At 56.8% G+C, this 21997-nt stretch carries 23 protein-coding genes and 3 tRNA genes; 10 read left to right on the plus strand and 16 right to left on the minus strand.

Features of this window, described 5'->3' with window-relative positions:
* Nucleotides 1–113 precede the first annotated feature (113 nt).
* From AB6T85_RS04130 to uvrY, 10 genes are all read right to left on the minus strand, one after another.
* A complete protein-coding gene (locus tag AB6T85_RS04130) occupies nucleotides 114–1505 on the minus strand; it encodes an efflux transporter outer membrane subunit (protein ID WP_301251178.1) in 1392 nt (463 codons plus the stop codon).
* Nucleotides 1502–2584, minus strand: a complete 1083-nt coding sequence (locus AB6T85_RS04135) for an HlyD family secretion protein (RefSeq protein ID WP_301729747.1) — start codon at nucleotides 2582–2584, stop codon at nucleotides 1502–1504. Before AB6T85_RS04135 ends, AB6T85_RS04130 begins: the two co-directional genes overlap by 4 nt.
* Nucleotides 2581–4212 carry an MFS transporter gene (locus AB6T85_RS04140; protein WP_301251306.1) on the minus strand — a complete coding sequence of 544 codons (1632 nt, stop codon included), beginning with the start codon at nucleotides 4210–4212 and terminating at the stop codon, nucleotides 2581–2583. Before AB6T85_RS04140 ends, AB6T85_RS04135 begins: the two co-directional genes overlap by 4 nt.
* A 61-nt stretch (nucleotides 4213–4273) precedes the next feature.
* A complete protein-coding gene (locus AB6T85_RS04145; protein ID WP_253454643.1) occupies nucleotides 4274–4705 on the minus strand; it encodes a MarR family winged helix-turn-helix transcriptional regulator in 432 nt (143 codons plus the stop codon).
* A gap of 521 nt (nucleotides 4706–5226) precedes the next feature.
* Nucleotides 5227–5312: transfer RNA gene (locus tag AB6T85_RS04150), tRNA-Leu, on the minus strand.
* Between the two features lie 12 nt (nucleotides 5313–5324).
* Nucleotides 5325–5398: transfer RNA gene (locus AB6T85_RS04155), tRNA-Cys, on the minus strand.
* A 42-nt stretch (nucleotides 5399–5440) separates the two neighbouring features.
* A tRNA-Gly gene (locus AB6T85_RS04160) sits at nucleotides 5441–5516 on the minus strand.
* A gap of 153 nt (nucleotides 5517–5669) precedes the next feature.
* A complete protein-coding gene (pgsA, locus tag AB6T85_RS04165) occupies nucleotides 5670–6218 on the minus strand; it encodes a CDP-diacylglycerol--glycerol-3-phosphate 3-phosphatidyltransferase (protein WP_253454644.1) in 549 nt (182 codons plus the stop codon).
* Between the two features lie 71 nt (nucleotides 6219–6289).
* Nucleotides 6290–8122, minus strand: a complete 1833-nt coding sequence (gene uvrC, locus AB6T85_RS04170; RefSeq protein ID WP_253454645.1) for an excinuclease ABC subunit UvrC — start codon at nucleotides 8120–8122, stop codon at nucleotides 6290–6292.
* The gene (gene uvrY, locus AB6T85_RS04175; RefSeq protein ID WP_253454646.1) at nucleotides 8115–8774 is read right to left on the minus strand and encodes a UvrY/SirA/GacA family response regulator transcription factor; all 660 of its coding nucleotides are present in this window, start codon (nucleotides 8772–8774) and stop codon (nucleotides 8115–8117) included. Before uvrY ends, uvrC begins: the two co-directional genes overlap by 8 nt.
* Nucleotides 8775–9011: 237 nt before the next feature.
* On the opposite strand from uvrY, the gene AB6T85_RS04180 reads away from it, so the two are divergent.
* Both AB6T85_RS04180 and AB6T85_RS04185 read left to right on the plus strand, forming a co-directional pair.
* A complete protein-coding gene (locus AB6T85_RS04180; protein ID WP_125288658.1) occupies nucleotides 9012–9236 on the plus strand; it encodes a DUF2594 family protein in 225 nt (74 codons plus the stop codon).
* Between the two features lie 76 nt (nucleotides 9237–9312).
* Nucleotides 9313–9651 (plus strand): GlpM family protein, encoded by a 339-nt coding sequence (locus AB6T85_RS04185; protein ID WP_253454647.1) that lies wholly within the window; start codon nucleotides 9313–9315, stop codon nucleotides 9649–9651.
* On the opposite strand, the gene AB6T85_RS04190 is transcribed toward AB6T85_RS04185, so the two are convergent.
* The 3 genes from AB6T85_RS04190 to AB6T85_RS04200 form a co-directional block, all read right to left on the minus strand.
* Nucleotides 9648–10253, minus strand: a complete 606-nt coding sequence (locus AB6T85_RS04190) for an autoinducer synthase (protein ID WP_253461038.1) — start codon at nucleotides 10251–10253, stop codon at nucleotides 9648–9650. The two genes, AB6T85_RS04185 and AB6T85_RS04190, sit on opposite strands and share 4 nt — an antisense overlap.
* Before the next feature lie 125 nt (nucleotides 10254–10378).
* Complete coding sequence (locus AB6T85_RS04195; protein WP_440135764.1) at nucleotides 10379–11101, minus strand: autoinducer binding domain-containing protein; 723 nt, start codon at nucleotides 11099–11101, stop codon at nucleotides 10379–10381.
* Between the two features lie 618 nt (nucleotides 11102–11719).
* Entirely contained in the window at nucleotides 11720–12415 is a 696-nt protein-coding gene (locus AB6T85_RS04200; protein WP_253454649.1) for an extensin-like domain-containing protein, read from the minus strand.
* 267 nt (nucleotides 12416–12682) lie between these two features.
* Between AB6T85_RS04200 and cycA the strand changes: the two genes are divergently transcribed.
* Entirely contained in the window at nucleotides 12683–14074 is a 1392-nt protein-coding gene (gene cycA / locus AB6T85_RS04205) for a D-serine/D-alanine/glycine transporter (RefSeq protein ID WP_253454650.1), read from the plus strand.
* 31 nt (nucleotides 14075–14105) lie between these two features.
* Here the strand turns inward: cycA and rutR are convergent, their stop codons facing one another.
* A complete protein-coding gene (rutR, locus tag AB6T85_RS04210) occupies nucleotides 14106–14744 on the minus strand; it encodes an HTH-type transcriptional regulator RutR (RefSeq protein WP_301729748.1) in 639 nt (212 codons plus the stop codon).
* 267 nt (nucleotides 14745–15011) lie between these two features.
* On the opposite strand from rutR, the gene rutA reads away from it, so the two are divergent.
* The 7 genes from rutA to rutG are packed head-to-tail and all read left to right on the plus strand — an operon-like array spanning nucleotide 15012 to nucleotide 20552.
* Nucleotides 15012–16103 (plus strand): pyrimidine utilization protein A, encoded by a 1092-nt coding sequence (rutA, locus tag AB6T85_RS04215; RefSeq protein WP_369894871.1) that lies wholly within the window; start codon nucleotides 15012–15014, stop codon nucleotides 16101–16103.
* Nucleotides 16103–16849 (plus strand): pyrimidine utilization protein B, encoded by a 747-nt coding sequence (gene rutB / locus AB6T85_RS04220; protein WP_253454653.1) that lies wholly within the window; start codon nucleotides 16103–16105, stop codon nucleotides 16847–16849. Before rutA ends, rutB begins: the two co-directional genes overlap by 1 nt.
* Before the next feature lie 14 nt (nucleotides 16850–16863).
* The gene (gene rutC / locus AB6T85_RS04225; protein ID WP_253454654.1) at nucleotides 16864–17250 is read left to right on the plus strand and encodes a pyrimidine utilization protein C; all 387 of its coding nucleotides are present in this window, start codon (nucleotides 16864–16866) and stop codon (nucleotides 17248–17250) included.
* A gap of 10 nt (nucleotides 17251–17260) precedes the next feature.
* On the plus strand, nucleotides 17261–18079 hold the full coding sequence (gene rutD, locus AB6T85_RS04230; RefSeq protein WP_301729749.1) for a pyrimidine utilization protein D: 819 nt from the start codon (nucleotides 17261–17263) through the stop codon (nucleotides 18077–18079).
* Entirely contained in the window at nucleotides 18064–18654 is a 591-nt protein-coding gene (locus AB6T85_RS04235; protein WP_369894874.1) for a malonic semialdehyde reductase, read from the plus strand. Before rutD ends, AB6T85_RS04235 begins: the two co-directional genes overlap by 16 nt.
* Nucleotides 18655–18664: 10 nt before the next feature.
* Entirely contained in the window at nucleotides 18665–19189 is a 525-nt protein-coding gene (gene rutF, locus AB6T85_RS04240) for an NADH-dependent FMN reductase RutF (RefSeq protein ID WP_369894875.1), read from the plus strand.
* 43 nt (nucleotides 19190–19232) lie between these two features.
* On the plus strand, nucleotides 19233–20552 hold the full coding sequence (gene rutG / locus AB6T85_RS04245; RefSeq protein ID WP_369894877.1) for a pyrimidine utilization transport protein G: 1320 nt from the start codon (nucleotides 19233–19235) through the stop codon (nucleotides 20550–20552).
* On the opposite strand, the gene AB6T85_RS04250 is transcribed toward rutG, so the two are convergent.
* Together AB6T85_RS04250 and AB6T85_RS04255 are read right to left on the minus strand one after the other, a co-directional pair.
* Nucleotides 20549–21460 (minus strand): DMT family transporter, encoded by a 912-nt coding sequence (locus tag AB6T85_RS04250; RefSeq protein WP_369894878.1) that lies wholly within the window; start codon nucleotides 21458–21460, stop codon nucleotides 20549–20551. The two genes, rutG and AB6T85_RS04250, sit on opposite strands and share 4 nt — an antisense overlap.
* 113 nt (nucleotides 21461–21573) lie before the next feature.
* Nucleotides 21574–21756: a con-10 family general stress protein gene (locus AB6T85_RS04255; RefSeq protein WP_125288670.1), complete on the minus strand. Its 183-nt coding sequence runs from the start codon at nucleotides 21754–21756 to the stop codon at nucleotides 21574–21576.
* Nucleotides 21757–21997 lie beyond the last annotated feature (241 nt).

Raw genomic sequence — 21997 nt, forward strand, 5'->3', positions numbered from 1 at the left:
GATAATCATTATTATTCGGATTGCGATTATCTTTATAGCTGCCGGGAATGCAAGCGGTAAACTCCACTTTTACCGCCACTTTAAGAGAAGTAATCCATTAGTTGCGCAGGGTTTTATCCGCTGCCAGCGTCTCCCGCCTGCCAGCCGCCGCCCAGCGCCCGATACAGATCTATCTGCGCCTGCAGTAAATTATTTTTTACCTGCACCAGGTTCAGCTGGGTGCTGAACAGCGTTCGCTGCGCGTCCAGCGCCTCCAGATAAGATGCGTAACCGTTCTGATAACGATTATTGGCAATATGCAGCGCTTCGCTCACTACCTGCTCCTGGGTTTGCAGCTCCGCCAGCTGCTCTTTATAGCGAGCAATAGCATCCAGATCGTTGTTCACCTCGCTGAAAGCGTTGCGCACCACCTTCTCATAGTTAAACAGCGCCTGATTGCGGGCCGCCATAGAGACATCGACCTGCGCCGTCAGCGCCTCGCGGTTGAGGATGGGCGCCAGCACGCTGCCGCCGATGCTCCAGAGCCGGAACGGATTATCCGCCAGCTGATGCAGCGCGGCGCTTTGCAGCGTGCCGCTGGCCGTCAAATTCAGCGAAGGCAGCAGGCGCGCTTTCGAAGAGGCCAGCGTGGCGTCCGCCGCCAGCAGCAGGCGCTGGGCCTGAACGATGTCCGGACGCCGCTGCAAAAGTTCGGAAGGCAGCAGAGAAGGCAGCTGCTGTGGAGCGACCTGCTTAAAACGGCCCTGTCGGGCGATTTCGCGAGGATTCATCCCCACCAGGATGCTGAGCGCATTCTCCTGCTGCGCAATCTGATGCCGCAGCACCGGGATCTGCGCTTTTGCCGTCTGGTATTCCGACTGCGACTGCACCCATTCCAGCCTGGAGGTATAGCCGGTTTCAAACTGCCGTTGCGCCAGCCGCAGCGAATTCTCACGCGTGGCGAGCGTCGCCTCCGTTACGCGCAGCTGCTCGTCCAGCGCCAGCAGCGTCATATAGCCAGAGGCCACCGAGCTGGCTACGGTCAACTCTGCGGCAGAAGACGCGGCCTGGATTGCCGCCAGCGAGGACTCAGCGGCCGCAATGTTGCTGCTGCGTGCGCCCCATAAATCCACCTCATAATTGGCCTGGAGCAACCCTTGAAATACGGCAGATTCATGGGGCTGGCCGCTGACCGACGAGAGCGCTCTGGCGTGGCTGGCGGAGCCGCCTGCGCTCAGCGTGGGAAAGTTATCACCCTCGGCCGCCCGCAGCTCAGCACGGTACTGATCGACGCGGGAACGAGCGGTAAGGATATCCAGATTATGCTTCAGCGCCTGCTCAACCAGTACGTTCAGATCGCGATCGCCAAAGGCGCGCCACCATCCGGCTTCTACGGGTGAGGAAGGCCCGGCCTGATGGCGCCACTGCGCCGGAACGGGCAGCGATCCCGGCGCCTTTTCGACTTTGGTGGCGCAGCCGACGGGCAGCAGGATAACGATCAGCAGCGCCAGCGCCCGAGGCCTCATTTCGACTCTCCGGCGGCGGTATCGATATTCACCTCAACGGACATGCCGGGTCGCAGACGCTCTACTTTTTCGCTGGTAATGGCTATCCGCACCGGAATACGCTGGGCGATTTTGACAAAGTTGCCGGTAGCGTTATCCGGCGAAATCGCGCTGAACTCCGAACCGGCCGCAGGCGAAATATATTCAACTTTGCCCTGATACGTTTCGCCGTTCAGTGCATCGACGGTAAAGGTCACGGGCAGGCCAGGCCGGATATGCGCCATCTGCGTCTCTTTCATATTGGCAACGACCCACTTCTGCGGCGGCACCAGCGAGGTAAGCCGGGTGCCTGCCGCCACGTAAGCGCCCAGGCGAACGGCAATCTGCCCCAGCTGGCCGTCGCGCGGCGCGATAATCCGGGTATTGTCCAGATCGATCTGCGCCAGCTCCAGCGCGGCCTGCGCATTCGCCACGTCCGCCTCCATTGAGGCATGGTTAACAATCGCGGTTTGCAGATCCTGACGGGAAACTTCCAGCGTGGCTTTCGCCTGCTGTACTTCGGCCAGCGTCTGGGCATTGCTGGCGCGGGAGGCGTCGCGCTCGCGCACGGACAGCGAGCCGTCAGACACCAGATTCTCGACGCGCTTTAAATCCAGCCCGCTTTTAAGCGCCTGAGCTTTGGCATTTTCCAGCACGGCCTGGTTGCGGGCGATCACCGCCTGCGCGCTGCGCCGCTGCTGGACGTTGTTCTCCAGCGCCGCCTTTTTGATCGCCAGCTGCGCCTGCGCCTGATGCACCCGCTGCCGGTAAATACGATCGTCAATGGTCATCATCACCTCGCCCTTACGCACCGGCTGGTAATCCAGCACGTTGACGGCGGTGACGTAGCCGCTGACCTGCGGACTGATAAACGTGACCTGGCCGCGCACGTAGGCGTTTTCCGTAGACTGAACTGAACTGGTGAAAGGCGGCAGCTGCCAGGCATAAAGGATCACCAGCACCCCGACCAGGGCAATGCCTGCGCCCGTCACTATAGAGATGATCCGTAGCCTGTTATTGCGTTCACGCTCGGCGAGCTGGCTCTGTTCCTGCTGACTCATTCATTCCTCATTATTTTATTCGCCTGCAGCATCTGCCTTTCCGCTTCCGCTTCGCGTTTGGCCTGCTGCCAGTTGAGATAGCGCAGCCGCGACAGACGCCACAGTACCCAGATTAATGTGACAAAGGCCATGCCGGCCGTAAGAAGATAGGTATCGTTGTAAGCCAGCACGTTTGCCTGCAGCGTAGCTACCGTCTGTAGCTGCGCCGTACTCTGCGCGCTGAGCTGAGCGGGATCGCCGATCAGGCTGTTGAACAGCCCTGAATATTGCGACAGCCGCTCGGTGACGTTGGGATCCAGCAGGGAGAGCTGGTCGCCCAGCAGGCTGGAGTGATATTTTTCCCGCCACACCTGAAACGTTCCCAGCAGCGCCGATCCGATCAGGCCGCCCAGATTCTGGCTCATGCCGAACAGCACCACCAGGCTGACCAGGTTTTTCGGCTGGGTCACTACGCTGCCGATATTCAGCAGCAGCGCGGGCGCAATAAAGAAGGTGCTGCTGAAACCCAGCAGGAACTGGCTGAAATACATATTGTTGCCGCGGGTCAAAGGGCTTGACTGTGCGTCCATCAACGAGGCTACGATAATCAACAGCAGCGACACCACGATTGGCCAGCTAAGATGTTTAACATTGATGGTCAGCGCGCTGGTGGCGATGCCGGCAATCACCCCCAGCAGGATAGCCAGCGCCAGGCCCTGCATCTGATCGTTCAGCAGCCCGACCTGCTGTAAATAGCCAATAGCGCCGGTATTCTGCTCGGCCAGCGTGACGCGCAGCATCACCATCACGATGCCAAGACGGAAAATGGCACCGGTACGCAGCCAGCGCGTATTGATTAAGGGATTGCTGCGGTTATGTTCAAGCACCACGGCGGCAATCACCAGCACCAGCCCGAGCGCCAGACATACGCCCAGCCACGGCGTGCTGGTCCACCACTCAATGCGGCCCAGCGACAGCACGGCGCAAAACAGCGCCATACCCGGCGCCATCAGCATAAAGGTCAGAAAATCCTTCTTTTCAAACACCTTCATACGATCGCCCGGCGGCAGCTTCAGGATCAGCACCGCCCCCAGGCAGATCATCGCCAGCCCAAGCTCAAACAGGTAAAGACCACGCCACTGCTCCAGCTGCAGCAGCTCGCTGGAAAAGAGGCGCGCCAGCGGGATAGCCAGCTGTGAAGCGCCCAGGCCGATAGCCATCGCTTTTAAGCGATGCTTTGCCGGCCAGGCCTGCACCTGATAATAAATGCCCAGCGAGCTAAGGGCCGCGCCTACCATGCCGTGGGCGGCGCGCACGATAATCGCCGAGCTAAGATCGTTAACCAGCAGATGAAAGAAAGACACCAGCGCGTAAAGCACCAGGAAGGCTTCGGTAAAGGCGCGCAGACCATACTGCTGGCGGAATTTCACCAGCAGCAGGTTAATAGAAATGTTGCCCATCACGTAAACCGAAGGCAGCCAGGCTATTTCATTGCTGTAGGCGCCAAACACGCCCTGTAAATTGCTCAGGTTCGCCGTGACCAGCGCATTACTCAGCGCGCCGGTAACGGAAATCAGCAGTCCGATCAGACCAAAGGCGATGCGTTTTGGCGTGGGATGGAGAGGTGTTGAGGGCGATCCGGGCAGCATCGGCTTTTCGCCTGGCGCCCATTCGCGCGGCGCGAAAGGATCGGGACGGTTAGCGCGCACGCTATTTCGCCTCGGTCGCTTTCAACAGTTTTTGCAGCACTCGCTGTGCGACGATTAATTCGTCGCGGCTGATGGTCGCCAGCAGCTCGTTACGCAGCTTTTCTATCTCGCCCGCCAGCTGCTGATGCAGGGCCGTTCCCGCTGGCGTAATGGCGACCAGACGTTTGCGGCGATCTTCCGGCGGCTGCGTTCGCACCACCAGCTGCTGTTTAACCAGCCGATCCACCAGCGGCACTATCGTCGCCTCTTCCAGGCCCAGCGCCAGCGCCAGCTCTTTTTGGCTGACGGGCGCGGTTTGCGTTGCCAGCGTCGCTATCGCCATCCAGCTGCTGGTGGTTAAACCATCTTCTTTCACACGACGATCGATCGCCTGCCGCCAGGCCTGAGCAGTCAGGTGAAGCAGCCGGGAAAAGGTGAGATCCTGAATATTCAATATATAGAAGCCTGATAATTAGGTTGCTAACAAAAAACAGAGCATGATTATAATCAAGGATCATAGTCGACAGAAAGCGGTTTGCCGTGGTCCTGGGAAAATTATCGCAAAACAGGCTCTGCGCCTGCACGGCAAGCCAGCAGCCCGCGATAAAGGTTTTTTATTCCTGAAAATCATTGACAGAATATAAAGCGAGGCGGCAGCGCCCCACCATACCAGAGCGGTTTAAATAGTTGCGGTGCCGGATAGTCAGGAAAAAGGGGTAACCATGTACGCATCATGATTTCAGACGGGGAATTTCAGGCGCAAAATATCGAACAAACTATGCGCTATGACAGAAAGGTTAAAATAGTTCCAGTGCCAGGTAATCAGGAAAAATGAATAGTCATGCACACACAAAAAAATGATGTCAGGCGGCATGTCAGGCGGGTATTTTCAGGCACAAAAAAACCGCCTTGCGGCGGCTTCACGACATTGCACAAAGTGCTTGTTTTTATTTGTTTTAATCGGTAGTCAAAGCGTGGTGCCCGGGGCGGGACTTGAACCCGCACAGCCATAAGCCGAGGGATTTTAAATCCCTTGTGTCTACCGATTTCACCACCCGGGCATGGGTGTAAAGTGGAGGCGCGTCCCGGAGTCGAACCGAGGTAGGCGGATTTGCAATCCGCTGCATGGCCACTCTGCCAACGCGCCTTTATTCTGCTTTGCTGCCAGCGCTACGCTGACCGCTAAATCTGGAGCGGGAAACGAGACTCGAACTCGCGACCCCGACCTTGGCAAGGTCGTGCTCTACCAACTGAGCTATTCCCGCATTTTTCAGCGTTCTTAACAGAACTTGCTGATTTACTTTATCTTCTGGCGACTCAGCTGCCTTTCGATGCGTTGCATTCTACTGACTGGACGAAATGAGTCAACACAAATATCCGCACTTTTTTCTCGTTTGCTGCTTTTTAAATCGCATTGATCATCGTTCGAGCAGATCGCCGCGTGCCGCGCTCAAATACTGATACATCGACCAGAAAGTGAGGACGGCGGCCACGTAGAGCGCCGCCACGCCGATGCCTTCTACCAGGCGATCCGGACGCCACAGCAGCGCAAACAGCGCCAGCATCTGTGCCGTGGTTTTCACTTTGCCGATCCAGGAGACGGCCACGCTGCTGCGCTTGCCGATTTCCGCCATCCACTCACGCAGCGCCGAGATAATAATTTCCCGCGCGATCATCGTAGCCGCCGGTAGCGTAATCCACCATTCGTGGTAATGCCCGGCCACCAGAACCAGCGCAATAGCCACCATCACTTTGTCCGCAACCGGATCGAGAAACGCGCCAAAACGCGTGGTTTGTTTCCAGCGACGCGCCAGCCAGCCGTCGAACCAGTCGGTGATCGCCGCCACGATAAAGATCAGTGCGCAAACCAGCGGCGCCCATTCAAACGGCAGATAAAAAGCCAATACAAAGAAAGGGATCAACACGACACGAAGCAGAGTAAGTAAGGTCGGAATATTAAAATGCATAGGTACGCTAACTGTCTGGGCAGAGTAGAATTTGTCCCTATGTTCCTACAATGCCTTAGCCAACGCAATGCTTAGTGTTTCAGCGAATAAAAGATTTTCTCCGCCAGCGCCTGCGAAATGCCGGGCACCCGAGCAATCTCCTCGACCGAAGCGTTCATCAGCGGCTGCAGGCCGCCCATATATTTAAGCAGCATTTGACGACGTTTAGGCCCTATGCCTTCGATGCTTTCCAGGGCGCTGGTATTTTTAACTTTCGCCCGTTTATTGCGATGGCCGGTAATTGCATGATTGTGAGAGTCGTCACGAATATGCTGGATGACATGCAGCGCTGGCGAGTCGGACGGCAGAGAGAATCCCTCCCCTTCCGGCTCGAAGAACAGCGTTTCCAGCCCGGCTTTGCGATCGCTGCCTTTGGCCACGCCCAGCAGGATCGGCCGATCTTTATCCCAGCCGACATCCAGTTCCGCAAACACGGCTTTCGCCTGCGCCAGCTGGCCTTTGCCGCCGTCGATCAGGATCAGGTCTGGAATTTTACTCTCTTCCAGCTCTTTGCCATAGCGACGGCGCAGCACCTGATTCATGGCCGCATAGTCATCGCCCGGCGTAATGCCGGTAATGTTATAGCGCCGATATTCAGAACGCAGTGGGCCATTGCTGTCGAAAACCACACAGGAAGCCACCGTCTGCTCGCCCATCGTATGGCTGATATCAAAGCATTCCATCCGTTTGATTTCCGGCAGATCCAGCACTTCACTTAACGCCTGTAAGCGTTGGTGAATAGTGGACTGCTGCGAAAGACGGCTAACCAGCGCGGTGCTGGCATTCGTTCTTGCCAGCTTCAGGTAGCGAGCGCGATCGCCGCGCGGATTGCTCTGAATGGAAACTTTTCTGCCGGCCATTTCGCTCAGCGACGCGGCTAACAGATCTTTTTCCGGCAGCGCGAAGTCCAGCAGAATATCAGCAGGCAGCGTGCGCGCCTGGCTGCCCTGTAGGTAGAACTGCCCGACAAACGTCTGCACCACTTCGGCGATATCGGTGCCGCCCGGCACTTTAGGGAAGTAGCTGCGGCTGCCCAGCACTTTGCCCTGACGGATAAACAGCACGTGCAGGCAGGCCATCCCGGCATCGAAAGCGACGCCGATAACATCCAGATCGTCGCCATTATTGGAAACGAACTGCCGTTCGGTTACGCGCCGTACCGCCTGGATCTGGTCGCGCAGCCGCCCTGCTTCCTCAAACTTCAGCGCCTGGCTGGCTTCCTCCATACGGCTAATCAGCTGCTTCAGCACCTGATCGTCTTTGCCGGACAGGAACAGCCGTACATAGTCCGTCTGTTGCGCATACTCTTCTTCGCTGACTAACCCCGCCACGCACGGCCCAAGGCAGCGCCCGATCTGATATTGCAGGCACGGGCGGGAGCGGTTGCGGTATACGCTGTTTTCGCACTGGCGGATCGGGAATATTTTCTGCAACAGCGACAGCGTTTCCCGCACCGCATAGCCGTTAGGGAAAGGCCCGAAATATTCGCCTTTGGCATGCTTGGCGCCGCGATGGCTGGCCAGACGAGGATGCTCATCCGCGCTGAGGAATATATAGGGATAGGATTTGTCGTCGCGCAGCAGGACGTTATAGCGCGGCTGATACAGCTTGATGTAGTTATGCTCAAGCAGCAGCGCTTCGGTTTCGGTATGGGTGACCGTCACGTCTATCTGATGAATGCTGGCGACCAGCGCTTCGGTTTTTCGGCTGCCCAGATTGCCACGAAAGTAGCTGGACAGGCGTTTTTTTAAATCTTTGGCTTTACCGACGTAGATAACCGTGCCGCCAGCATCATACATGCGATAGACGCCTGGCTGGCTGGTGACCGTTTTCAGGAAAGATTTGGCATCAAAAACATCATTCACTACTGGTTAACGACTCCGCATTGAACAGCCCGTGCCGGATAGCCAGATGCGTTAACTCGACGTCGCCGCTAATGTTCAGCTTGCTGAACATACGGTAGCGATAGCTGTTAACGGTCTTCGGACTCAGGCTAAGCTGTTCGGAAATATCTGCCACTTTCTGGCCCCTGGTGATCATCAGCATAATCTGTAATTCGCGTTCCGACAAACAATCAAAAGGCGACTCCGTTTTTTGCGGCTCGATCTGGCTGAGGGCCATCTGCTGGGCGATATCCGAGGCAATGTAGCGTTGTCCGGCGTTAACCTGGCGAATCGCGCTGACCACTTCCTGCGGCGCGGCGCCCTTGCTGAGATAGCCGGCCGCCCCCGCCTGCATTACCCTGGCGGGCAGCGGATTTTCAGTGTGGATGGTCAGCATAATGATTTTCACATCCGGGCTGTAGCGCACGATTTTCCGCGTTGCCTCAAGCCCGCCGATGCCGGGCATGTTCATATCCATCAGCACGACGTCGACATCATTGCTGCGGCACCACTTCACTGCGTCTTCGCCGCAGCAGGCTTCACCGACAACCTGAAAGCCTTTGATGTCTTCCAGAATGCGTCGAATGCCGGCCCGCACCAGTTCATGGTCGTCAACAAGAAGAACGCGTATCAAAAGGCCTCTCCAAATGGGTATTAACGGGGGGAAGGATCATTAACAGACCGTCGATTTTACCTCTTTTTGATTGCCGTTAGAACATAAATAAACGCCTGTTCCGCCGGGTGTTATTGCACGCCGTGCGCGCCAGGTGCCTGTATAGATGGGGTAAATATGATATACTCGTTACTTAATTGTATTATCAGCACCAAAAATCGCGCAGCCGATCCGTTAATAAAAAAACCAGGAGAAAACATGAGCGACACTGATTTTTCAACCAGTAAAGATACGCAAACTTTGGCCGAAGAGATGGCCTGCATGAAAGCGCTGGTTACATTTATGTTGAAAGGTATGGGCCAGGCCGATGCCGGTAAGGTAATTATTAACATGGAAAAATATATTGCTCAGCTGACGGATCGCCAGCAGGCGGACGTGTTCAGTAGCACGATTAGTCAAATTAAGCAGGCTTACCGCCAGTAATTGCCCGCAGCAAAGTAGCCCATTGTCTGCCGGTCAGCGTGGGGCTCGCTTAACTCACCAATGACTTAAGGGAACAATGGGCTTAATTTTTAAAGCTGTTTTGGGTGCGCTGGTTGTCGTTTTGATTGGTATTTTATCTAAAACGCGCAGCTATTATCTGGCTGGCCTGCTGCCGCTCTTCCCTACCTTCGCGCTGATTGCCCACTATATCGTAGCCAGCGAACGCGGCATTGAGGCCCTCCGCACCACCATCATCTTTGGTATGTGGGCCATCATCCCCTATTTTATCTATCTGCTGACGCTCTGGTATTTTGTCGGCATGATGCGGCTCCCCCTGGCGCTTGGTGGCGCCGTGGGGTGCTGGTGTCTGGCCGCATGGCTGTTGATTACGCTGTGGGCGCGCAGTCAGGCTTAAGCCTGACGTCCTCTGCCGCTCCAGCTGACGGAAACACCCAGCGTCGGCAGCACCTCTTCAGGGCTGAAACGGCGCGCGCCACGGAATTTTTCCGCCAGATTAGGCTGGTTAACCGGGATCCTGACGGCGAAAAGATTATCTTCAGACTGAATGACGCCTGCCGTTAACGGTTCATAGACCACCAGATGCTGTTCGAACATTCTTTCCAGCATTGGCGTAGCCGCGCTATAAAGGTATTCCACGCCCGACTGTTCGGCCAGCTGCACGCTGTGCCAGAGAATGCTAAGCGGTAGCTCGGGGTCAACATCCAGACGGGCAGAAAAACGCGACATTTCCCAGATAGCCTGCTGGCGCTTCTCTCCGCTTTCCCTGTCGTTCCACTCCATCAGGCGAGCGCAGCCGCAAATGCCTTGCTGTGCGGTCCAGGCGATTAACCAGACCACGTCCGAGCGGTCAAAGCGATCGTACTCCTGGCCAGGCGTACTTAACCGCGATGGAATCGACCATCCTTCGCCCCGCGCGAAAACGCTGTAGCGATAACTTCCTAATTCTGCCAGCAAAGACGAGGGCATGTCCCTTAGCTTGGTCTGGATAATCTTCATCATTAATCCTCTGTTGCATTCACCGCTGAATGCCTTTCCATGTGGCTCAGGCCTGGCAACCCCAGGCGCAGGGTAGACAACCGACCGGCAATACGAAACTACTAAAATTGGTAGCTATGATTCGTTTAAAGTAGCCCAATCGCAGCGGCATAAGAGGCCACCTGCGTTTTATTTGGCGCGTTGAACTTTCTTTGCATATTTTTCTGATGAAAATTCACAGTATGTGTTGAAATGGACAGGATCAGTGAGATTTCCGCTGCGGTTTTGCCTTCTGCTGTCCATTTGAGTATTTCTCGTTCCCGCTGGCTTAAAGGTATCGTCATTACGCTGAGCGAACGATCCTTTACGCGCTGTAAAGCATCAAGTATCCGGTCCGACAAAAACTGGAGTTTAAGTTGTTTTTCAGCGCATAACGCTGTCTTTTCAAAAGATTTACCCGAGGCCATCGACAAAATGCCCACAACGCGGTTGCTGGCTATCCTGGAGCAGGAAAACCCGGAACGAATACCAAACTCTTTAGCGGCATCGAACACTTTTCGTCCTTCCTTGACCACCGGATCGTTCCACAGCAGCAAAGTGCCCGGTACCTGGCAATAGCGAATGATCGGATCAACTTCCGAAAAATTTTCTTCCTGCCATTTCCGCACCCACCTTTCAGGATAGTTGGAAAAAACAAATATTTTAGGGCGAGTAAAAGGAACAGGATGGCGTATATATAGCGCATAGAAATTTAGCCCCAGATCCAGCGTGTGTTGGGCAAGCAGTCGCATTATTTCAGTCGTATCTGTGACCTCAAGGAAAGCCGCCTCGGTTTCCTTACACCAGCTGAAATAATTTCCAGTAGCCATTGCTGCCTCGGATGGATGAGGCATCAGCCCGCATCCTGCTGTAAATTTAGGGTCAATTCTGAATACCAGGTAATATAGGGGGAGAATTAACGCCCACTACTTATCCTTATGTCGCGGGATAATAACAAGAAAAGGTGCTCCTGATTGTCCGAAAATCGCAGGCATAGCAGTAACCTTTTAAATTAACAGAAAAATGCAGCGTGATTGCGCCTGGTGACGCCGGTAGCCGTAGCTATCCACTATCCACTATCAGCCATCAGCCATCAGCCATCAGCCATCAGCCATCAGCCATCAGCCAAAAGGTTACCTTGTACCCGCCCGATGCCTCTTTTAAGAAACAAGAATAAGATTTTTCCTGGAAATATTCAATCATGCGCTTTTAAGGGTCGATTTTAAAGCCTGCTAAAAATTTATTGCTTAAAAGGAGGCACTTGCGGAAAATCAATTTGATACGACAGTATCAAATATTATAACCATCTGATTTACAGCAAATTAAAGCATTAAAGACAGAAATTTGTCTTTAGGATAATTATTAATTACGGCTGTAGTACGCCTTTTCTCCGCCCTCAATTGGCGACGACGCGCTTTTACCCGATCTGGAAATATGGCGCCGGCAGGTTACCGACAGACGCCAAATCCTCGCATGCCCAGATGAAAGTGCGAGGCGTGGGCGCGGTTGTAATCCGGGCCCAGTGAATTACCATACCAGGCGCAGCTTTGCTGGAAAACTTGCCGTAGCCAGAGCGCCTCGGGGCGCTGCTGTCCCCACGTCTTCTGCACGGTAATTTGTCTGCCATCCTGTAAGCGGAAACCCGCCACGTCCAGCGCTTCCGCCGTGGCATGTTCGCTTAGCCTGCCTGTGGCACGGTGATAAATATTTCTACAGGCGTAGCTGCCGACATGATCGATACGTGCCAGCGGTGAGCCGAGCTGCGCAGCCGCCAGTGGTTTTGCCGCCGTGATAAACATCGTGGTTGAGAGCGCCAGCGAGCAGCTGGCCAGAAACGAGGCGCTGAGACGCACATCGCCGAACCCCTGTACGCGCACCGGATCGGCAAGCGGACAATTTCCCCCAACGGGCCGGACGCGGCTGAAGCGGATATAGCCGCCTTCCTGCGCTCGCCGTAGTGCCGCCATACAGGCTTCGGGATCGTTTTGCAGCCGCTTTAGCTTATAGCGGGTGATCCAGCCCGGCGCGTCGGTGACGTTCAGCGGCGTAAAGGGGTTCCAGGCCGACGGCAGGTTTTTTTGCAGCCACGGCGTTATCAGCAACGTCAGCAGAATAATGATGCCTGCGCCAATCAGTGCTTTCATCATCTCCTCCCGTTCATGCCGCTCCGCCGGCCCGTTTTGTCGAATAATGAGTGTAGCGGCGTTTTTGTGCGATCGAACCAACTGTGAATAACTTTACCTGCCAGCCACGCGCTTTTACGTTAAGATTTGCGCCCTTAAGCGGAAAAACGATGTCGGCCTTATGCCGTTTTTTCCCGGAGAGCGCGGTAATACAACGAGTTGCCGACGCGCATTAACTAAATAACAGCCCTCAGAGCTGACACAACATCTACAGGATAACTTCTCGTTATGGTTGACCAATTGAAAAAGCCTCTTCAGGAGGAGGCGCCCGGCGAGCTGCGGCGCAACTTACATAACCGGCATATCCAGCTTATTGCAATCGGCGGCGCTATCGGCACCGGCCTGTTTATGGGGTCCGGGAAAACTATCAGTCTTGCCGGCCCGTCGATTGTTTTCGTCTATATGATCATCGGCTTTATGCTGTTCTTCGTGATGAGGGCGATGGGCGAGCTGCTGCTCTCCAACCTTGAATATAAATCTTTCGGCGATTTTGCCGCCGATCTGCTGGGCCCCTGGGCGGGTTACTTTACCGGCTGGACCTACTGGTTCTGCTGGGTGGTCACCGGTATTGCGGACGTGGTCGCCATCAGCTCTTATTTCCAGTTATGGTTCCCCAGCTTCTCGGTCGGCATGAGCGCCCTGCTCTGCATCGCCGTTTTCCTGACGCTGAATATCGCCACGGTGAAACTGTTCGGCGAGCTGGAGTTCTGGTTCGCCATCATCAAGATAGTGGCCATTGTCGCGCTGATCGTTACCGGCATTGTGCTGGTCGCTATGCACTACCCTTCACCGGGCGGCGGCACGGCGGCGCTGAGCAATATCTGGGATCATGGCGGCCTGTTTCCAAAAGGAATGAGCGGCTTTTTTGCCGGCTTCCAGATTGCGGTGTTCGCCTTTGTCGGTATTGAGCTGGTAGGCACGGCGGCTGCGGAAACGCACGATCCGAAGAAAGTCCTGCCGCGCGCTATTAACGCTATCCCGCTGCGCATCATTATGTTTTATGTTTTTGCGCTGCTGGTGATCATGGCCGTTACGCCGTGGACGCAGGTCGTGGCCGACCGCAGTCCTTTTGTGGAAATGTTTATGCTGATTGGCCTGCCGGCGGCCGCCAGCATCGTTAACTTTGTGGTGCTGACCTCCGCCGCCTCTTCGGCCAACAGCGGTATTTTCTCCACCAGCCGTATGCTCTACGGCCTGGCGCAGCAGGGCGTCGCCCATCCACGCTTCGGCAAGCTGTCACGGCGCGCGGTGCCAACTACCGGCCTTTTCTTCTCCTGCTTCTGCCTGCTGGGCGGCGTAGCGCTGATTTACCTGATCCCGAACGTGATGAAGGTCTTTACGCTGGTGACCACCGTCTCCGCGATCCTGTTTATGTTCGTCTGGTCAATTATCCTTTGCTCTTATCTGGCCTACCGCAAGCAGCGCCCGCAGCTGCATGCCGAATCCGTCTATAAGATGCCGCTGGGCAAGGTGATGTGCTGGATATGTCTGGCCTTCTTCGCCTTTGTGCTGGTGCTGCTCTCGCTACAGGAAGATACCCGCCAGGCGCTGATGGTGACGCCGCTGTGGTTTGTGATGCTCGGCATCGGCTGGTGGCTACGTCAGCGCAAACAGCGTTAATACCAAGAACGGGCCTTTACGGCCCGTTTTTTTAGCGGACGCGGATACCTTCAATCACCATTCGCTGCACGTTTTCTACCGTTTCCAGGAAAAAAGCCTCGTCGTTGAGCGTACGTCCCGTGACGGCCTCGACCTGGCTGGCGAAATCCGCATAGTGCTGCGTGGTTGCCCACAGCATAAAAATCAGATGATGCGGCTCTACCGCCGCCAGCCTGCCCGCTTCTATCCAGCCTTTCACGATTCGTGATTTCTCATCCACCAGCGCTTTCAGGTCACCTTCCAGCTCCGCTTTCAGCAGCGGCGCGCCCTGTAGCATCTCCAGACAGAACAGCCGCGAGGCCTGCGGATGGTCGCGCGAGACTTCCAGCTTCAGCCGGATATAGTCACGTATAGCCACCAGCGGCTCCTGATCGCTGCGCAGCGCGCGCAGCGGCGCCAGCCAGACGTCCAGGATCTCCTTAAGCACAGCAATATAGAGCGCTTCTTTTGAAGGAAAGTAGTAAAGCAGATTGGTTTTTGAAACGTCTGCCCCTTCCGCCACCTTGTCCAGGCTGGTGCCGTGCAGACCATAAAGAGAAAACAGCTCAAGCGCCGCCGCCAGGATAGCCGTTCGCTTGGCGGCAACGGCTTTAGAACGCCGGGTCGGCGCGGGGGATTTTGCAGAATTCACCGTAACTCCATCCTTTAACCGGCGGGCGTCTTGCCACCGTGCACTTTTTTCGCTCACGTCCGCCTGCTTTTTGTGCATGAATTTTTACCAAATGGTCTGTTTCGGACCATATGCTCCACAACATTTTAACACAAATATCTCAACTGATTGAATCATAGCCTTTTTTATAAAGTGGCACAGCCTTTGCAATCTTTCTTTTGCGCCGCTCAACAGGGAGCAGGGAAGCAACGCAGCGCGGACCGTCACCGTTAACTATGAGGTATTCCCATGAAAGTTGGTGTTTTTATCCCTATCGGCAACAACGGCTGGTTGATCTCTACCACGGCTCCGCAGTACAAGCCGACTTTTGAACTGAACAAGGCTATCGTTCTCAAGGCGGAGCATTATCAGTTTGATTTCGCGCTGTCGATGATCAAACTGCGCGGCTTTGGCGGCAAAACCGAGTTCTGGGACCATAACCTGGAGTCCTTTACCCTGATGGCGGGCCTGGCCGCCGTGACCTCCCGCATTGAAATTTATGCGACGGCCGCCACGCTGACGCTGCCGCCAGCCATAGTAGCAAGAATGGCTGCGACCGTGGATTCGATTTCCGGCGGCCGCTTCGGCGTCAACCTGGTGACCGGCTGGCAGAAGCCTGAATATGAGCAGATGGGCATCTGGCCCGGCGACGACTACTTCGCGCGCCGCTACGACTACCTGACCGAATACGTCACCGTGCTGCGCGATTTATGGGGCACCGGCAAATCCGACCTGAAAGGCGAATTCTTTACCATGAACGACTGCCGCGTCAGCCCGCAGCCGCAAAGCCCGATGAAGGTGATTTGCGCAGGCCAGAGCGACGCCGGCATGGCTTTCTCCGCGCAGCATGCCGATTACAACTTCTGCTTCGGTAAAGGCGTCAACACGCCGACTGCCTTTGCCCCAACCGCCGCCCGTATGAAAAGCGCTGCGGACCTTGCCGGTCGCGACGTCGGCTCCTACGTGCTGTTTATGGTCATCGCCGATGAAACCGACGAGGCTGCCCGCGAGAAATGGGAGCGCTACAAAGACGGCGCAGATGAAGAGGCGCTGGCCTGGCTTACCACGCAAAGCCAGCAGGACAAGCGCTCCGGCAGCGATACCAACGTGCGGCAGATGGCCGATCCTACCTCGGCCGTCAATATCAATATGGGCACGCTGGTTGGTTCTTACGCCAACGTGGCCCGCATGTTGGATGAAGTGGCTACCGTACCCGGCACCCAGGGCGTGCTGCTGACCTTCGATGATTTCCTGCAGGGAATTGAGAATTTCGGCGAGCGTATTCAGCCGCTGATGTCCTGCCGCAGCCATATTGCCCTGTCCGCTAAAGAGGTAGCCTGATGAGCCTGCAAGAAACTGTGATCTGTACCACCGCCGCCACTAAAAACAGCGTTACCTTACCCGCGCGCCCGGAAGCCATCGCTTTCCCGCCGGAGCAGACCGCGCTGATCGTGGTGGATATGCAAAATGCCTATGCCACCACCGGCGGCTATCTGGATCTGGCCGGGTTTGACGTTTCCGCCACCGCGCCGGTTATTGAAAAAATCGCCGTCGCCGTGAAGGCGGCGCGGGATGCCGGGAGCCAGATTATCTGGTTTCAGAACGGCTGGGACGACCAGTACGTCGAGGCGGGTGGCCCCGGCTCGCCAAACTGGCATAAATCCAACGCGCTGAAAACGATGCGCAACCGGCCCGAGCTGGCGGGCACGCTGCTGGCGAAAGGCGGCTGGGACTATGAGCTGGTTGACCAGCTTCAGCCGCAGCCCGGCGATATCGTGCTGCCGAAACCGCGCTACAGCGGCTTCTTTAATACGCCGCTGGACAGCATGTTGCGCAGCCGCGGCATTCGCCATCTGATCTTTACCGGCATTGCCACCAACGTCTGCGTGGAATCGACGCTGCGCGACGGGTTTTTCCTGGAATATTTCGGCGTGGTGCTGGAAGACGCCACCTATCAGGCCGGCCCGCTTTTCGCCCAGCAGGCCGCCATTTTTAACATCGAAACCTTTTTTGGCTGGGTAAGCAACGTAGAAACTTTCTGCACCGCGCTGCAAACCGCCAGCGTTGCGCAAACACAAACGGCCTGAGGCAGGAGAAAACGATGCCAAAAACGATTATTACTCCGCCGGGCACCGGCGTGCCCATTGCGCCTTTTGTGCCCGGCACGCTGGCCGATGGCGTGGTCTATGTCTCCGGCACCTTGCCTTTCGATCGGGACAACAACGTGGTGCACGTCGGCGATGCGGCGGCACAAACGCGGCACGTGCTGGAGACGATCAAAAGCGTTATCGAAACCGCAGGCGGCACCATGGCTGACGTCACGTTTAACTCCATCTTCCTGACCGACTGGAGCAACTATGGCGAGATCAACCGGGTTTACGCCGACTATTTCCCCGGCGAAAAACCCGCACGCTTCTGTATTCAGTGCGGGCTGGTAAAGCCGGACGCGCTGGTGGAAATCGCGTCAATCGCGCATATCGGCAGCTAACGGAGGCGCCATGCATCTTGACATTTCCGGCCTGGCGCAGCCTTCTGCGCCCACGCTGGTGCTCTCTGCCGGTCTGGGCGGGCTGGGCAGCTTCTGGCAGCCACAGCTCGCCGAACTGCGCAAGGCGTACCGCGTGGTCACTTACGATCAGCGCGGCACCGGACGCAGCCCGGATACGCTGCCCGCTGGCTACAGCATGCGCGATATGGCCGAAGAGCTGGCCTCGGCGCTGGCGGCGCGCGACATCGTCCGCTTCGACATTATCGGCCACGCGCTGGGCGGCATGGTGGCGATGCAGCTGGCGCTCGACTACCCCGAACGCGTGGCGCGGCTGGCGATCGTTAACGGCTGGCTGCGGCTTGACGCCCATACCCGCCGCTGCTTTCAGGTTCGTCAGGATCTGCTGCTGAACGTCGGCGTGGAAGCTTACGTTCGCGCGCAGCCGCTGTTTCTCTATCCTGCCGACTGGCTGGCGGAAAACGAAGCGCGTATCGAAGCGGAAGACGCGCTGCATAACGCGCATTTTCAGGGTACTGAAAATTTGCTTCGCCGCCTGCACGCGCTGATGAGCTGCGACTTTACGCAACAGGCCGGGCAGATTACCCAGCCAGCGCTGCTGATCTGTTCGCAGGACGATCTGCTGGTGCCGTCGATCTGCTCGCAAAAACTGTACGAGGCGCTGCCAAACGCCACGCTGGAGGCGATGCCTCGCGGCGGTCATGCCATGAGCGTGACGGAAAGCGCCGCCTTTAACGCCCTTTTACTGACCTGGCTGGACGAAACCGCGCCCGCCCACTTTTCCCCGGAGCCGCTATGGCAGAAGCCCTGAATTCCACCGCGCTGGCGACGCTGTTCACCGCCGCGCGCACCTACAATGGCTGGCAGGATCGTCCCGTCAGCGACCAGCAGCTTGCTGAACTTTATGATTTGATCAAGATGGGGCCGACCTCGGCCAACTGTAGCCCTGCCCGCTTCTGTTTTGTGCGTAGCGCGGAAGGCAAAGCGAAGCTGAAGCCTGCCCTTTCCAGCGGCAATCTGGAAAAAACCCTGACCGCGCCGGTGACGGCTATCGTCGCCTGGGATCCGGCTTTTTACGAGCAGCTGCCCACGCTATTTCCTCATGCCGACGCCAAAGCCTGGTTTACCAGCAGCCCGGCGCTGGCGGAGGAGACGGCCTTTCGCAACAGTTCGCTTCAGGCGGCTTATCTGATTAGCGCCTGCCGCGCGCTCGGTCTGGATACCGGCCCGATGTCCGGCTTTGACCGGGCGATGGTCGATACCACCTTCTTCGCCGACAGCGGCTGGAAAAGTAATTTATTAGTCAATATCGGCTATGGCGACGCGAGCAAAGTCTATGCGCGGCTGCCAAGACTGGCTTTTGCCGATGCCTGCACGCTTGTATAAGGGGAAAATTATGTCTGTGGATACGTTAATGCCTGAAGTCGTGTCGGGCGTGGAAAAACAGTCGTTTCGCAACGCAATGGCGCGCCTGGGCGCGGCGGTCAACATCATTACTACCGACGGCCCTGCGGGACGCGCCGGTTTTACCGCTTCCGCCGTTTGCAGCGTGACCGATTCGCCGCCAACGCTGCTGGTGTGCCTGAATCGCTCCGCCTCCGTTTATGAGGTTTTCAACGCTAACCGCCAGCTTTGCGTTAATACGCTGGCCGCCGGACATGAGGAACTCTCCGGCCTGTTTGGCGGCAAAACGCCGATGGAGGCGCGCTTCCAGGCCGCAGAGTGGTCAACCCTGACCACAGGTTCGCCGGTGCTTGCGGGCGCGGTAGCCTCGTTTGACTGTCACGTTACGCAAATCGCCAGCGTCGGTACGCACGACGTGTTGATCTGTGAAATCCACGCGCTGGTCTGCAACGACCAGACTCACGGCCTGATCTGGTTCGATCGCGGCTACCACCACCTGGCGCGGCGGGATGCCTGATCCCCGCTCCGGCGGCTACTGATTCACTTCTCTGGAGAAGACGATGGCTGATTCCTGGTTCCCCCAATGGCGGCAGTCGGTGTCCGCCACGGGCCTTGTGGCCCCTGATGAAACGCTGCCGCCGGGCCAGACAATTATTATGGGACTACAGCACGCGGTCGCGATGTTTGGCGCCACGGTGCTGATGCCGCTGCTGATGGGGCTCGATCCCAACCTTTCGGTGATGATGTCCGGCATCGGCACCCTGCTGTTCTTTCTGATTACCGGCGGGCGTGTGCCCAGCTATCTTGGCTCCAGCGCCGCTTTTGTCGGCGTGGTGATCGCGGTCACCGGCTTTAACGGCCAGGGCGTCAATCAGCATCTTGGCGTCGCGCTGGGCGGCATTATCGTCTGTGGCCTGCTGTATACGCTTATCGGTGTGGTAGTGATGAAGGTCGGTACGCGCTGGATTGAGAAACTCATGCCGCCGGTGGTGACGGGCGCTGTGGTGATGGCGATCGGCCTGAACCTGGCGCCGATTGCGGTTCGCAGCGTCTCCTCTTCCATGTTCGACAGCTGGATAGCCGTGATGACCGTGATCTGCATTGGTCTGACGGCCGTCTTTACGCGCGGCATGGTGCAGCGGCTGCTGCTGCTGGTTGGGCTGATAGCGGCCTGGGCGATTTATGCGCTGCTGACCAACGGTTTCGGCCTGGGTAAACCGGTGGACTTCGGCCTTATCGCCAGCGCGCCCTGGTTTGGTCTGCCGACCACGACCGCGCCGATTTTTAACAGCCAGGCAATGTTTACCATCGCGCCGGTGGCGATCATTCTGGTAGCGGAAAACCTGGGGCATCTTAAAGCGGTTGCGGGCATGACAGGTAAAAACCTCGATCCGTGGATGGGCAGAGCCTTTGTCGGCGACGGGCTGGCGACCATGTTGTCAGGCGGCCTGGGCGGCAGCGGCGTGACCACCTATGCAGAAAATATCGGCGTGATGGCGGTGACGAAAGTCTATTCGACGCTGGTGTTTGTGGCGGCGGCGGTTATCGCCATTCTGCTGGGCTTTTCGCCCAAGTTCGGCGCGCTGATCCATACCATTCCCGCACCCGTGATCGGCGGCGCGTCTATCGTAGTATTCGGCCTGATTGCCGTGGCCGGCGCGCGTATCTGGGTGCAGAATAACGTCGATTTGGGCCAGAACGGCAATCTGATTATGGTTGCCGTTACGCTGGTGCTGGGCGCAGGCGATTTTGCGCTGAAAATTGGCAGCTTTACCATGGGCGGGATCGGCACGGCGACCTTCGGCGCCATCATCCTTAACGCTATTCTCAGCCGACGCCGCGCCGCCGCGCTGAACGATGTGGCAAGGCAGCAAAGCTAGCTTTGTCTCTCAGCGGGCGAAGGCCGCTTCGCCCGCTTTTTCAGCTTGAGCTCGCTAATCAGCACGCCAGCGACAATCAGCGCGCCGCCGAGTAGCGCAACGCCAGGCAACCGCTCGCCCGCCACCCTTCCAACAATGCCCGCCCAAACCGGTTCACCCGCGTAGATAACCGTCGCGCGAGTAGGCGACACGCTGCGCTGCGCCCAGTTCATGGTGACCTGAATCAATGCGCTGGCCGCGCCCAGCCCCAGCGCGCTATACCATAAATAAGGGGAAGAAGCCGGTACGGCTTCGCCGTTGGGCACCATCAGCATAAAGGAAAAAAGCGAGGCCGCTGCCAGCTGCACAACGGTGACTCTTTTGACGTCCACTTTGCCCGCGCTGGCGCTGATTAAAATAATTTCGCCTGCGATAGCCAGCGTGCTGAGCAGCGTCGCCGTTTCCCCGGCGCTGAACGAAAGCGAGCCGCTTTTCGGCCCGGCAAGCAGCATCAGGCCGCTAAACGCCAGCACGATACCGACCCAGGCCATCACGCCCGGCATGCGCCGCAGAAAAAGCCACTGCAGCAGCGGCACCAGCGGCACATACAGGGCGGTGATAAAGGCTGACTGGCTGCTCTCGATGGTTTGCATTCCCCAGGTTTGCAGGCCGTAGCCGCCGCTGATAGCGACGCCGATAGCCGCTCCGGCCCTGCATTCCGCCAGCGTCAGGCCGCGCAGCGACTTCCGCGCAACCAGGGCCAACAGCAGCGCCGCCGTGGCAAAACGCAGGCCAACGAAAAAGAAAGGGCCGCTGACGGTCATGGCATGGTGCACGGCCAAAAAGGTGCCGCCCCAGACCATGGTAATCAGCATCAGCACCAGCTCCTGCGAGCTGAGGGAAAATTTGTAGCGGGAAAGGAAAGACATAGCGCGCTCGTATAAATTTTTGGCGCAGTGTGGCAAGGGTTGTTGTGGGAATCAATCAGAAAAAGTTAAACGACGATCACGCCGCCGGGTGGCCCCGGCGGCGTAAGGATGGACTAACCGGATGTCTTGTCACGACTGCCCCGGCTGTTGCGTCCTCCTTTTTCCCCGGCCTGTGAAGCGCGCTGCGGGTCATTTTTAAAATTACCGCCGCTGGCCTTGCCGCCTTTACGGCCTGCTTCTGATGCTCTTTTACGGTCTTCAGCGAAATTTCCAGATCCACCACGATGTTCTGCCATTTCTTACCTCCGAATAGTTAAGCTATCATACTGCATTCATACGGTGAGCCTGTGGCTTCACCCTGGCGACGGTGGCCGCTCTTTCTGTGCACCGTCCCGTTATTAAGCATAGATTATCGACGCGAAGCGCGGATTATTTTATCAAAAAGCAGGTTTACCAGGCGCTTTTACGGCTAAAAATTGCTGAAAATCATATTATTAAATCTAATATTTATTTTAAACATTTTCTGGAATGTATCCG

This window comes from Erwinia aeris (genome assembly GCF_041224955.1).
GTDB classification, from domain to species: Bacteria; Pseudomonadota; Gammaproteobacteria; order Enterobacterales; family Enterobacteriaceae; genus Erwinia; species Erwinia aeris.

What these genes read in the sequence shown, in the direction of transcription:
- AB6T85_RS04130 (WP_301251178.1), bottom strand. Translation starts at nt 1,505, where the DNA reads ATGAGGCCTCGGGCGCTGGCGCTGCTGATCGTTATCCTGCTGCCCGTC.
- AB6T85_RS04135 (WP_301729747.1), bottom strand. Translation starts at nt 2,584, where the DNA reads ATGAGTCAGCAGGAACAGAGCCAGCTCGCCGAGCGTGAACGCAATAAC.
- AB6T85_RS04140 (WP_301251306.1), bottom strand. Translation starts at nt 4,212, where the DNA reads ATGCTGCCCGGATCGCCCTCAACACCTCTCCATCCCACGCCAAAACGC.
- pgsA (WP_253454644.1), bottom strand. Translation starts at nt 6,218, where the DNA reads ATGCATTTTAATATTCCGACCTTACTTACTCTGCTTCGTGTCGTGTTG.
- AB6T85_RS04180 (WP_125288658.1), top strand. Translation starts at nt 9,012, where the DNA reads ATGAGCGACACTGATTTTTCAACCAGTAAAGATACGCAAACTTTGGCC.
- AB6T85_RS04185 (WP_253454647.1), top strand. Translation starts at nt 9,313, where the DNA reads ATGGGCTTAATTTTTAAAGCTGTTTTGGGTGCGCTGGTTGTCGTTTTG.
- AB6T85_RS04190 (WP_253461038.1), bottom strand. Translation starts at nt 10,253, where the DNA reads ATGAAGATTATCCAGACCAAGCTAAGGGACATGCCCTCGTCTTTGCTG.
- AB6T85_RS04195 (WP_440135764.1), bottom strand. Translation starts at nt 11,101, where the DNA reads ATGGCTACTGGAAATTATTTCAGCTGGTGTAAGGAAACCGAGGCGGCT.
- AB6T85_RS04200 (WP_253454649.1), bottom strand. Translation starts at nt 12,415, where the DNA reads ATGAAAGCACTGATTGGCGCAGGCATCATTATTCTGCTGACGTTGCTG.
- cycA (WP_253454650.1), top strand. Translation starts at nt 12,683, where the DNA reads ATGGTTGACCAATTGAAAAAGCCTCTTCAGGAGGAGGCGCCCGGCGAG.
- rutA (WP_369894871.1), top strand. Translation starts at nt 15,012, where the DNA reads ATGAAAGTTGGTGTTTTTATCCCTATCGGCAACAACGGCTGGTTGATC.
- rutB (WP_253454653.1), top strand. Translation starts at nt 16,103, where the DNA reads ATGAGCCTGCAAGAAACTGTGATCTGTACCACCGCCGCCACTAAAAAC.
- rutC (WP_253454654.1), top strand. Translation starts at nt 16,864, where the DNA reads ATGCCAAAAACGATTATTACTCCGCCGGGCACCGGCGTGCCCATTGCG.
- rutD (WP_301729749.1), top strand. Translation starts at nt 17,261, where the DNA reads ATGCATCTTGACATTTCCGGCCTGGCGCAGCCTTCTGCGCCCACGCTG.
- AB6T85_RS04235 (WP_369894874.1), top strand. Translation starts at nt 18,064, where the DNA reads ATGGCAGAAGCCCTGAATTCCACCGCGCTGGCGACGCTGTTCACCGCC.
- rutF (WP_369894875.1), top strand. Translation starts at nt 18,665, where the DNA reads ATGTCTGTGGATACGTTAATGCCTGAAGTCGTGTCGGGCGTGGAAAAA.
- rutG (WP_369894877.1), top strand. Translation starts at nt 19,233, where the DNA reads ATGGCTGATTCCTGGTTCCCCCAATGGCGGCAGTCGGTGTCCGCCACG.
- AB6T85_RS04250 (WP_369894878.1), bottom strand. Translation starts at nt 21,460, where the DNA reads ATGTCTTTCCTTTCCCGCTACAAATTTTCCCTCAGCTCGCAGGAGCTG.
- AB6T85_RS04255 (WP_125288670.1), bottom strand. Translation starts at nt 21,756, where the DNA reads ATGGCAGAACATCGTGGTGGATCTGGAAATTTCGCTGAAGACCGTAAA.